Source organism: Pseudoxanthomonas yeongjuensis, assembly GCF_010093345.1.
Taxonomy (GTDB): domain Bacteria; phylum Pseudomonadota; class Gammaproteobacteria; order Xanthomonadales; family Xanthomonadaceae; genus Pseudoxanthomonas_A; species Pseudoxanthomonas_A yeongjuensis.
On record NZ_PDWT01000003.1, the window covers coordinates 420,775 to 432,577 of the forward strand.

Sequence of the window (11,803 nt, forward strand, 5' to 3'; positions counted from 1 at the left end):
GTAATAGAGACGATAGCTTTCGGATACAACCCGGATGACGCGTTCACGGGCGCTCCGAAGCAAGATTGAAGGAGGGAAATTTGTTTTTCATCGGGCGTCCGCGTGCGCGCGCATTGATCAAGCGCTGTTGCACGCCATCCAGCAGCAGATCCACGCCGTTCCCGAACCGCGCCTTGAAGTTAGGCTCGCTTAGAGCCTGTCGTGCTTGCCAGCAATGCGGATCCCTAGCCTCCGCAAGATCATGAAGGGCCTGCTGCACTCCAGCGATATCGCCGCCGCGATCGGGCAAAGCCTGCTCTTCGATGACGAAGCCCATCACGTAGCAAATGAGGTCCAGGGCAGTGCTGGCGGCGAGCTCGATCTCCGCGCCCGCACCGACCAGCGCCGCGATAGTCGCTTCGGCCACACGCAGCACGTTCTCGCTGGCGATGTAGGTGCCCGCGTGAACTCGTGCGCCATCCCGGTGCGACTTGAAGCCCTGGCGGAGCTCGCGCGCGATTTGTTGCAGGGTGGCGCGCCTGCTCTGCTCTTCCGGGATCTCGCGTGCGATGTCTTGGATCAGGGCATCGGTATCGGTCACCGCATCGATCAGCGCCTGCTTGCTGGTGAAATGCCAGTACAACGACGGCGCGCGGATACCGAGGCTGCAAGCCAGCTTGCGCAGGTTCACCCCTTCGATCCCACCCTCGTCCAGCAGGCCAAAAGCCGCCTCGACGATTTGCTTCCGCTTGATTGCTACGCGCATTTCCTATCCGTCTAACGATGTTAGTTTGGTGGAATCCAACGCCGTTAGATTCCAGAGACCATCGCTTGCTCTGCACCCACGCCAAGGAACACAAGCCTGCAGAACGCGATCAGGGGGAGTCTCATTCGATCTTTGACTGTGCTCATTTCAGTTCTCTGTCCCAATGGGCGCTGACCGTTCGTCATGGCGTGAAGACGATGCGCTCGCTGGTATGGGCCGCCTCGGCCCACGCTTGCCCCACATCGCGGAGCGGCGTGGCCTTCACGTCGATGCGGAACGTTCCTCGCGCGATCTCTTTCGCTAGCGCTGGTAACTCCATTAGGATCTCGCGACCCGACACCGAGCCGTACCCGCTGCCCACGATCCGGAGATCTGCAGATCGCAGGAAGGCCCCTGGAATGGCGGCGACTTCTCCCGCCATCGAGCCGATATGTATCCAGGTGATCGGCAGACTGCGATTCATCCGTTGATTGAGTACGGTTTCCATGACGCGAACCGCGCTCGCCCCCCAGACGAGATCGAGTACGACATCCACGTCGTGCGCGAGGGCGCCTAACCGGGCATCCCCCAGCGTCACGATCTCTGTGGCGCCAAGCGCGGGCAGCTTCGCGAGCTTCTCCTCGTCGCGCCCCGCGGCGATGACCTGCGACGCGCCCAGGTGCTGGGCGATCTGCACGGCCATGCTTCCTGAGCTTCCGGTGGCACCGAGGATGAGCACCTTCTGCCCGCTCTGAAACGGCACGCGGCAACGCAGCGCGAGCCAGGACGCCATCGCGGGATTCATCGCGCCCGCGACCGTAACCGGGTCACTGTCGCTCGGCAGTTCGATGCTGTGGTCGAGTTCAATCACCGTTCTGTCGGCCATCGTCCCAATCTGCCCGGGCCCCTGTACGAAGTAGCGCAACTTGCCGTCGATACCGCGCCCGACGCCATCGACCCCCGGCACGAGCGGCAGCCCCCCGCCGCTGCTGGAGTAATGAACGCCTGAGGCTTGGCCGCGAGTGATGCGATGCAGGCCCGCCGCGAGCACTTCGACGAGCATTTCCCCCGGCCCTCTGGGCACGGGATCGGCGTAGTCCCCGTAGTGCGGCGGTTGGTCGAACGAGGATATGACAGCAGCTTTCATGGGGCTCTCCTTCGGGGGGCTCTCGACCCATAAAGTTCGTAATACGATCTATTATTGATACGTAATACGAACCATGTCAAGATCGAATACATGAGGAAAAGCAAAAAATCCATGAAGCAGTCCCCCGCACCCGGCGAAGGGCTGGCCGATGCACTCGTGACGACCGCCTTTGTCACGATGGCCGTGATCAACAAGATTGGTGCCGAGAACGACTTGTCCCTCTCGCTGATCCGCGTCCTGGGAATCCTGTGGGATCGGCGCCCACGGATGGCCGAACTCGCCGACTACCTCGGGCTGGAGAAGCAGACCATGTCGGGGCTTATCGCCCGAGCAGAAAAGAAAGGGCTGGTGGCGCGTGCGCCGAACGAAGAAGATGGAAGGGCAACAGACGTTTTTCTGACGAGCGATGGGGCCAAGCTCGTCAAGCGGCTGCGTGTCCAGGGGCAACAGGCGCTGGCACCGATCATCGAGCAGCTCAGCGCATCGGATCAGCAGCTCCTCCGGGAGTTGCTTCAGCGCATGCTCGAAACTCGGAAGGGTTGATGACCAGAGTGGTGGCAACCAGTGGTCATGGTTACTGCAGCAGTGGTTGAATGGCCGTGGCGCATAGCAAGTCGATCCATCCTTGCGGTCCTCGCTGCCGACCAATCTCCCACTGGTGCGCGCACTGCGCAGCGATCCCGATGAGGAGGATGCGCTGCGCCTCGCTGCGGCCTTCGTCCGCGGCCGCCATTCGACCCAATAGCTCCATAGTGACTATCGCCAATGCAATTCTGCGCCCATGACTCCACCGGACCTGCTTAACCTGGCGGCAGGGGCTGCCGTGCTCGGCCTGGCCTCATTGACCGCTGCACTGGGATGGGGATTGCATACGCGCCCCGCCCGCTTCTTGACCGCGTTCTTCGCGTGCTTTGCCTTGGCCCATCTGTTGGGCACCCTCCTGCTCGGCGGAGGAGCCTGGCTGTCAGTCGATACGGTCCGGTGGCTGCGTGTGATCGAGGTGCCCTTGGTCTACCTGCTGGGTCCGTTGCTATACGGCTACGCGGTCGCGCTGACGTCGAGCGGCCGCGTGCCGGGACGTTCAATTGCGCTCTGGCATCTGCTGCCTTGCGCGATTGCGTTTGTCATCTCTCTGGCGAACGCACTGTTCCCATTCGACGCCACAGCGGCCGGCAACGCGATATTCCTGATCAGTTTCCATGGCTGGATGTTCCAGGGCGTACCCTACCTGCTCGCGGCCATGTGGCGTTCGTATGGCGCGCGGCCGTTGCTTGAACAGGTCAGCGCAGACGAAGCCGCGCTTCACCTGGGCTGGCTACGCTGGCTAGTCGCTGTAATCGGAGCCTGCTGGATCTCCAGCGCTATTGATCGCTGGCCGCAAACGACAGACGTGTCGAACTGGGCCTGGTTCGGCGTCGGCCTGAACTGGTTGACCACAGCGGCGATATACCTGCTGGCCTGGTTCGGATTACGCCAGCGCATCCTTGTGCCAGCCGGACTGATGCCGCCGAATGGATGCCAAACGCCTGTCACCGAGCCCGAGGTCGAGGCTGAGGACGCGCGATACCGGCGCTCCGGACTTAGCCCTGCACACTGCTTGGCGATAGCCGCCGAACTGACCCGGCTGATGGAAACCGAGCGCCTGTATGTCGATCCCGGCTTCGACCTTTTGCGCCTGAGCCAGCGCAGTGGCTGGTCACCGAACCATGTGTCGCAAGCGCTGAACCAAGGTCTTGGGCAGAACTTCTTCGAGTTCGTAAACACTTTCCGTATCGCCACCGCAACAGCTTGCCTGGCCGGTGCCGGCGACCGCCGTAGCGTGCTCGAAATCGCACTGGTGTCAGGATTCGGCAGCAAGTCGACGTTCAACACCGTGTTCAAGCGCATGACCGGACGGACGCCGCGCGAGTATCGCCGCGAGCTGGCCAAGGTCGCGGACGCCGCCACCTGCCACTGAACGTCCGATCCTGCACGATCGGACGACCATCGCGACGGGCTTTGCTCTCATTGCCGCTGGCTCGGCGGAACGGATGAAGTCATGCGATTCAAACTGGTAGTGCTCGGCATGCTGTTGGCCGTCGCCCCGATCCACGCGCTGGGGCAGGATGCCGCGACCGTGCTGGCCCGTGCAAAGGCCAGCAGCGGCGGCCCGCGCTGGGAAGCGGTGCATAGCCTGCAGATCGAGGGCGAGAAATCCGCTGGCGGCCTGGCCGGCGCGTGGCGGCTCACCCAGGACCTGGATACCGGCCGGCATGTCGAATCTTCGCGCCTGGGCAAGTTCGAATTGGCCCACGGCTACGATGGCCAGCGCGCATGGCGGCGCGATCACGGCGGCGAGATCGGGTTGCTCGACGGCATCGTACCTCGGCGCAACGCTCGCACCCAGGCATGGCTGGCGGCGCGGGCCTACTGGTATGCGGAGCGTATGCCCGCCAGCTATGCACCGGCACGGTCGCAGACGCTCGAGGGCCGCCGCTACGACATCGTCGCGGCGACGCCGGAAGGTGGCGACCCGCTCGAACTCTGGTTCGATGCCGGATCCGGCCTGCTCACCCGCATCGTCCTGCCGGTTGCCCTCGGCTCGACGGTCTCCTTACTTGGGGACTATCGGGACGTCGACGGACTGCGCCTGCCGCACCGCATAACCACTGACAATGCCGACAGCGCCGGCCGCAGCGACCCGCGCCTGCGCAGCGAACTGCAGGTACATCGCTACCGCATCAACACGGCCCCCACGGACCCGGCGTTCGCACCACCGCCGATGCCCGCCGACGGATACGTGGACGACAAGGACGGCGTCACCCACGTCCCATTCGACCTGGTCAACAACCACGTCTATGTGGATGCCAAGGTCGATGGCCAACCGGCGCGTTTCCTGGTCGACACCGGGGCAGTGAATCTGCTGACGCCGTCGGCGGCCAAGCGCTTGGGCATCTCCAGCGCGGGCAAGCTGAGCATCAACGGCGCTGGCGACAATGCCGTCGAACTGAGCCTGGCGCAGGCGCGCCATCTCCAGGTGGGTGACGCGCACCTTCCCCGCCCCGTGTTCTACGTCATCGACCTGGGCCAACAACTGAATTCGATGGGCGTGCACTACGACGGCTTCATCGGCTACGAGACATTCCGCCGCTTCGTCACCACCTTCGACTATGCCGCGCGCGTGCTCAGCTTCGCCGAACCGTCGCGTTACCGGCCGCCAAGCAATGCGGTGGCGCTTACCTTCGAGCAGGATGACCGTGCACCGGTCCTCTCGGGCACGCTGGATGGCATTCCACTACGGCTGTGGATCGATTCGGGCTCGCGTGGTTCGTTGAGCCTGAACAGTCCCTTCGTGCGCTCGCACGGGCTGCTCGAAAAATATCGTGCCGGTGGCGAAGCAGTACTCGGTTGGGGCATCGGTGGCCCGGCCCGCGCGCACCCGGCGCGACTGGGCGTGCTCAGCCTGGGTGGTATCGATGTCGAAGGGCTGGCAGGGGATCTGTCGACCACCGACAAGGGTGCCTTGGCCATCTCCGACTACGGCGCGATCCTCGGCGGCGGCGTGTTGCGCCGATTCACGGTCGGTCTGGATTACGGCGCGAAACGCATGTACCTGACACCCAATGCCGAGAATGCAGCACCCGAACCGTTCGACCGCAGTGGGTTATGGCTGCAGGCAGATGGCTCCACTCTGCGGGTTGGCGATGTCGCCGCCGGCAGTGCCGCGGAGCGGGCGCAGCTACGGGAGAACGACCGCATCGTCTCGATCCGAGGTGAGCAGGTCACCACGCGCGGCCTCGGCCAATGGCGCGAAATCCTGCGCGAGCTGCCGCCAGGAACGCGCGTTGCCGTCGGCTATCTTCGCGACGGCAAGCATGCCAACGCCGAACTGATACTGAGCGATCGCATCCCGCGGCATTGGCCATCCGACGGGAGTATGCCGAGAGGGGCGGAGCCCTGACTTCGGATCAAAGACGATGCATCGGGCAGTTTCAGGCATCAAGCAGGTAGGGGTGCGCTTTGGGTCGACAGCGGCCCCTCTCAGCCCAACCTCAGGGCCATACCTTTGCTTGGCCATTTGGGCCACTGGGAAATCGACCTTGAAATGCCCCGCTCTCGCCTGCGGAGAGAACCCTGCCCGCACACACCACAGCCATTTCCCCGGGAACTTTCCGGATTCTGGCTACCTTGCGGTTTACAGCTGACTGATTGGTGGGCCCACCAGGACTCGAACCTGGAACCAAAGGATTATGAGTCCTCTGCTCTAACCATTGAGCTATGGGCCCGCAGCGAAACGCAATTGTAACTGGCCGGTTCCCGACCGCGCATGCCTGGCCGAGCTCTAGGCGGATTGCCTGCGCAGCGTGGTGGCGCGTACCAGGATCGGCGGGGGGTCCGTTTCCTCGGGGATGTTGAGCAACTTCCTTTCCCGCAGCCATTGGCCCGGCGTGCGCGCCGAGGTCAGGGCGACGATGGGGATGGCCAGCACCAGCCCCAGTATCACCGGCGACATCCACGCCGCCAGCGAAGGCGAGACGAACAAGGCGACCACGCCGGCGAACAGCCCGAACAGGCTCAGGCCACCGTAACTCTTCAGCAATGCGGAAAGAGGCAGGGTGCCGTCGTCGCGACGCTGCGATTCCCAGCCCGAATCCCGGCCGGCCAGCACTTCGGCCACGCCGCGCGATTGCACGAACATCACGATCGGCGCCATCAGCGCGGCCAGCACGCTTTCCAGCAACATGCTGACGAAGGCGCGCAAGGCGCCGCCGCAGCCGCGCCGCTGCGCCGGATCCAGCAGCATCGCCAGATAGCCGAGGATCTTGGGCGCGAACAGCGCGCCCATGGTCGCCACGAACAACCACACGATCCGCTCCGGATCCAGCGAACGCCAGTAAGCGGCAGGCGAGAACGACGCCAGTGCACCCCCGTTCGGATCGATGCCCGCCTGTTCCAGGGGGATGCCGATGCCGACCAGCATCAACATGGCCCACATCGGCGCGGTGAAGTAGTGGCCGATGCCGATCATGAAATGCCAGCGGTTGACCCAGTGCAGGCCGCGCGCGGGCAGCACCGCGGCGTGCTGCAGATTGCCCTGGCACCAGCGCCGGTCGCGTACCAGCAGGTCGGTCAGCGAAGGCGGACCTTCCTCGTAGCTGCCGTGCAGGGTCGGCACCATGTGCAGGGCCCAGCCGCCGCGGCGCATCAGCGCGGCTTCGACGAAATCGTGGCTGAGCACGTGGCCACCGAACGGCTTCTTGCCCGGCAATCGCGGCAGGCCGGTGCATTCGGCGAAGGCACGGGTGCGGATGATCGCGTTATGCCCCCAGTAATTGCTTTCCGCACCGTGCCACCAGGCCACCCCATGCGCGATCACCGGGCCATAGACACGACCGGAGAACTGCTGCATGCGCGCGAACAGGCTGGTGCCGCCGACGATCACCGGCAGCGACTGGATCAGGCCGACATCGGCATGGGTTTCGATCGCCGCGGCGAGGCGGACGATGGTGTCGCCGGTCATCAGGCTGTCCGCATCCAGGATCAGCATGTGCGGATACGCGGCGCCGAAGCGGCGCACCCATTCGGCGATGTTGCCCGCCTTGCGTTCGCTGTTGTCCGCGCGCCGCCGGTAGAAGATCCGCGACTGGCCGCCGGTGCGCTCGAGCAGGGCATGGAACTCGGCGATTTCGCCTTCGGCGATTTCGGCGCGGGTGGTGTCGCTGAGGATGAAGAAGTCGAAGCATTGCAGTTGGCCGGTGTCGCGGACCGATTCGTAGATCGCCTGCAGGCCGGCCATCAACCGGTGCGGATCCTCGTTGTAGGTCGGCATCAGCAACGCAGTACGCGCGCCGAGCACCGGCAAGGGCTGGGATGGATCGATGCCCAGGCGGCCCGGCCCCCGCGCGAGCAGCAGCACGAAACCGGCGAGCGCGCCCAGCAGCGATTGCGCGACCCAGGCGAACAGGAAAACGAACAGCAGCAGCAGCGCGCCTTCCAGTACCTGCAGTCCGTCCACCCGCAACACCCGCCACATCTGCCAGGCCGCGAGCGCAGTCAAGGCGATGGTGCCGCCGATCATGTAGAAGCGGCGCCAACCGATGCGGGCCGGTGTGGTTGACAGCGCACGACGATCAAGGCGGCCTTCGCGCAGGGATTGCACCGGCATCGCGATCGGCGCGGGCGTGGGCAGCGATTCGTAGGCGGCCGATTGCGTCGCCTGCGCCGGCATCGGGCTCATGGTGTCCAACGGTACAACCAGGTTTCCGAGAGCGGCTGTGCATCTTTCTTCAGTCGCGCATGCAGCTCTACCGCTTTCGCATCGCCCGGGTCGAGTTCGAAGCCGATCCGCCAACCGCCGGTCGTGGCCAGCGGATGGGCCACTGGGTTGAGCAGCTTGCCGGTATTGGACCAGACGTCGGCCTGGACCCCCGACTCCGCCTGCAGGCCTTTCAATGCTTCTCCCTCGAAATCGATGACGACACGACGCGCGCCGGTCTTCGGCACCGCGCCGATCCGCGTGTCGGCCACGCTCGCCAACTTCGGATTCCAGGTGTGCGCATTGCACCAGTGCAGGCGGTAGTCGAAGCGGTATTCGCGTCCGGCCGCCAGCGGCGCGGCGGGACGCCAGAAGGCGACGATGTTGTCGTGGTATTCGTCGTCGGTCGGCAGTTCGATCAGGTGCACGCTGCCCTTGCCCCAGTCGCCGACCGGTTCCACCCACAGGCTGGGGCGGCGTTCGTAGTGGGCCTCGTCGTCGGCGTAGTCGGCGAAATCGCGCTGGCGCTGCATCAGTCCGAAGCCGCGCGGGTTGGAATCCTCGAAGCCGCTGTCCTGCACGGTGGCCGGATTCTGCAGCGGTCGCCAGATCTGTTCGCCGGCGCCGGTCCACAGCGCCAGGCCATCGGAGTCGTGCACCGCGGGTCGGTAGTCGTCCACGCCGGCACGGTCGCTGGCGCCGAACGAATACATGCTGGTCAGCGCGGCGATGCCGGCATGGGCCAGTTCCACGCGCGGGTACAGGCGCGCCTGCACGTCGAAGCGGGTTTCCTCTCCGGGATGGATGGCGAAACGGAACGCGCCGGACACGCTGGGACTGTCCATCAATGCATGCACGACCACCGCGTCGGCGCCGGCTCCCGGGGTTTCCAGCCAGAACGAGCGGAACACCGGGAATTCCTCGCCCTGCGGTTGCAGCGTGTTCAATGCCAGTCCGCGCGCGGAAAGTCCGTAGGCCTGGCCCTTGGCCACCGCGCGGAAATAGCTGGCGCCGAGGAAGGCGCAGATCTCGTCGAAATAGTCGGCGCGGTTGAGGCGGCCATGCAGGCGGAAGCCGGCGAAGCCGAGATCGTTCGCGCTGCGGCCCGGCACCGTTCCGGCGGGGAAGGAGAACAGATCCGACGAATATGGAACCTCGCTCGCGCGGCCGTTGGCCACGGTGAAGACCTGCACCCGGTCCTTGAACAGGAACCCCGGATGGAAGAACTGGGCCTGGAACGGCAGCCCCTGCTCGCGCCACAGGGCATGCGTGGGATTGAAACGGATGCCGCGGTACGCGTCGTAACCGATGTCGCGCAGCCATGGCGGCAATTCCACCGCGGGCTTGCGGAAAGGCGTCGCGGCCAGTTGCCTGGCCAGCGCGGGCACGGTGCCGGCGTCGAAGGCAGCCTGCACTCGTTCGGCCGCCAGCAGGCGCGGGACCAGCAAGCCGCTGCCGGCAAACGCCGCGACCGGCAGCGACAGGCCGCCCAATATCACTTCTCTTCTGCGCACCTTGGCTCCTGCGGGGTCACGGTTCGGGGCAACCGGTCGATTGTAGACATCGGTTCGTTAGCGCCAGGACACGATGCGAGGCCGAAGCCGGGGCCGCGGCACGAAAAGGACACCGTAGGAGCGCCCCTTGGGCGCGAGCTCTCCGATCCGATCGCGGAACAAGCCGAGAGCTCGCGCCCAAGGGGCGCTCCTACGGCAACGGCGATCCTTTCCGTTGATCCAGCAAGAACAAAAAAGCCCCGCATGCGCGGGGCTTTTTCGATGCGCCGTTGAGTTGGCGGGCTTACTCGATGTCGAGGAAGCTGCGCAGCTGTTCCGAGCGCGAGGGATGGCGCAGCTTGCGCAAGGCCTTGGCCTCTATCTGGCGGATGCGCTCGCGGGTGACATCGAACTGCTTGCCGACTTCCTCGAGGGTGTGGTCGGTGTTCATGTCGATGCCGAAGCGCATGCGCAGCACCTTGGCTTCCCGCGGGGTCAGGCCGGCGAGCACGTCGCGCACGGTTTCCGACAGGTTGATGTTGACCGTGTTCTCGATCGGGGACTCGACGTTGGTGTCCTCGATGAAGTCGCCCAGGTGCGAATCCTCGTCGTCGCCGATCGGGGTTTCCATGGAGATCGGTTCCTTCGCGATCTTCATCACCTTGCGGATCTTGTCCTCGGGCATGTCCATTTCCTTGGCCAGCTCCTCCGGCGTGGCCTCGCGGCCGTACTGCTGGAGCATCTGCCGGGAAATGCGGTTCAACTTGTTGATCGTCTCGATCATGTGCACCGGGATGCGGATGGTCCGCGCCTGGTCGGCGATCGAGCGGGTGATCGCCTGGCGGATCCACCAGGTGGCATAGGTCGAGAACTTGTAGCCGCGACGGTATTCGAACTTGTCGACCGCTTTCATCAGGCCGATGTTGCCTTCCTGGATCAGGTCGAGGAACTGCAGGCCGCGGTTGGTGTACTTCTTGGCGATGGAGATGACCAGGCGCAGGTTGGCTTCGACCATTTCCTTCTTGGCCTTGCGCGCCTTGGCCTCGCCATAGGCCATGGTCCGGCTGATTTCCTTGATGTCGGCAAGGCTCAGGTGCATCGCGTGCTCGATGGCGATGGTCGCCTCCTGCTCGGCGATGATCTGCTCGCGCACGTCGCGCAGCGCCGACGACCACTTCTGCTTGCGCTTGAGCACTTCGTCCACCCAGCCCAGGTTGGTCTGGTTGCCTTCCCAGGCGCGGATGAAATCCTTGCGCGGCATCTTCGCCGAGTTGGTCGACAGGTACAGCACGCGACGCTCGTGGTCCTTGATCTGCTGCACGACCTCGCGCTGCTTGCGCACCAGCGTGTCGGTCAGCGCCAGCGGCAGCTTGAGGGTGACGAAGACCTCCGCCATCTCGGCGCGCAACTTGACCGCGGTCTTGTTGTCGGCGCCGCTCTTGGAATAGGACTTCTTGAACTTGGCGTAGGCATCGGCCATCGCCTGCATGCGGCGCGCGACTTCTTCCGGATCCGGACCGGTCGGGCCGGCTTCCTCGGCCTCTTCCTCGACGGCCTCTTCGGCCTCGTCTTCCTCGGCTTCGGCATCGTCGGCCGCAGGTGGCGCCACGACCACGGGTTCGGGTACCTCCTCGATCAGGTCGTTGAAGCCGACCACGATCTCGGCCAGGCGCTTCTTGCCGGCCTTGTGGGTTTCGTAGTCTTCCAGCAGCAACTCGATCGTCCACGGGAAACTGCCCAGCGACGCCTGGACCTGGCCCAGGCCTTCCTCGATACGCTTGGCGATGGCGATTTCGCCTTCGCGGGTCAGCAGTTCGACCGTGCCCATCTCGCGCATGTACATGCGCACGGGATCGGTGGTGCGACCGCCTTCGGTATCGAGGGTCAGCGCCGCGGCGGCTTCCTCGGCGGCGGTGTCGTCGACTTCACGGTTGCCCGTGCTGTTGCCGGCGAGCAGCAGCGTTTCGGCATCGGGCGCGACTTCGTGCACCTCGATACCCATGCCGTTGATCATGCCGATGATGTCTTCGATCTGTTCCGCATCGACGATGTCGTCGGGCAGGTGGTCGTTGACTTCGGCAAAGGTCAGGTAGCCCTGTTCCAGGCCCTTGCTGATCAGCAGCTTGATGTCGGATTGTTGGGCAGGACGTTCGTTGGCCATGTGTGCTTGCGCCACCGGATAAGAGAATGGGGAACCCAGCATT

General features: G+C 64.6%; 8 protein-coding genes and 1 tRNA gene. 3 read left to right on the plus strand and 6 right to left on the minus strand.

The annotated features are described in order from the left end of the window. Positions 1-43: 43 nt before the first annotated feature. Together CSC74_RS11470 and CSC74_RS11475 are read right to left on the minus strand one after the other, a co-directional pair. On the minus strand, positions 44-745 hold the full coding sequence (locus CSC74_RS11470; RefSeq protein WP_162314589.1) for a TetR/AcrR family transcriptional regulator C-terminal domain-containing protein: 702 nt from the start codon (positions 743-745) through the stop codon (positions 44-46). Positions 746-926: 181 nt separating this feature from the next. After that, on the minus strand, positions 927-1,871 hold the full coding sequence (locus CSC74_RS11475; RefSeq protein ID WP_162314590.1) for a quinone oxidoreductase family protein: 945 nt from the start codon (positions 1,869-1,871) through the stop codon (positions 927-929). Positions 1,872-1,982: 111 nt separating this feature from the next. Between CSC74_RS11475 and CSC74_RS11480 the strand changes: the two genes are divergently transcribed. The 3 genes from CSC74_RS11480 (at position 1,983) to CSC74_RS11490 (ending at position 5,811) form a co-directional block, all read left to right on the plus strand. Further along, positions 1,983-2,414: a MarR family winged helix-turn-helix transcriptional regulator gene (locus CSC74_RS11480; protein WP_162314591.1), complete on the plus strand. Its 432-nt coding sequence runs from the start codon at positions 1,983-1,985 to the stop codon at positions 2,412-2,414. Positions 2,415-2,652: 238 nt separating this feature from the next. After that, positions 2,653-3,828 carry an AraC family transcriptional regulator gene (locus CSC74_RS11485; protein WP_162314592.1) on the plus strand — a complete coding sequence of 392 codons (1,176 nt, stop codon included), beginning with the start codon at positions 2,653-2,655 and terminating at the stop codon, positions 3,826-3,828. Positions 3,829-3,909: 81 nt separating this feature from the next. Further along, positions 3,910-5,811, plus strand: a complete 1,902-nt coding sequence (locus CSC74_RS11490; RefSeq protein ID WP_162314593.1) for an aspartyl protease family protein — start codon at positions 3,910-3,912, stop codon at positions 5,809-5,811. Positions 5,812-6,060: 249 nt separating this feature from the next. On the opposite strand, the gene CSC74_RS11495 is transcribed toward CSC74_RS11490, so the two are convergent. The 4 genes from CSC74_RS11495 to rpoD all read right to left on the minus strand — a co-directional run bounded on the left by CSC74_RS11495 (position 6,061) and on the right by rpoD (position 11,760). Then, a tRNA-Ile gene (locus tag CSC74_RS11495) sits at positions 6,061-6,136 on the minus strand. 56 nt (positions 6,137-6,192) lie between these two features. Then, positions 6,193-8,088 (minus strand): glucans biosynthesis glucosyltransferase MdoH, encoded by a 1,896-nt coding sequence (gene mdoH / locus CSC74_RS11500; RefSeq protein ID WP_162314594.1) that lies wholly within the window; start codon positions 8,086-8,088, stop codon positions 6,193-6,195. Continuing rightward, positions 8,085-9,620, minus strand: a complete 1,536-nt coding sequence (locus tag CSC74_RS11505; RefSeq protein ID WP_162314595.1) for an OpgD/OpgG family glucan biosynthesis protein — start codon at positions 9,618-9,620, stop codon at positions 8,085-8,087. The genes mdoH and CSC74_RS11505 overlap by 4 nt, the downstream gene beginning before the upstream one ends. A 283-nt stretch (positions 9,621-9,903) precedes the next feature. Continuing rightward, positions 9,904-11,760 (minus strand): RNA polymerase sigma factor RpoD, encoded by a 1,857-nt coding sequence (gene rpoD / locus CSC74_RS11510; protein WP_162314596.1) that lies wholly within the window; start codon positions 11,758-11,760, stop codon positions 9,904-9,906. Positions 11,761-11,803 lie beyond the last annotated feature (43 nt).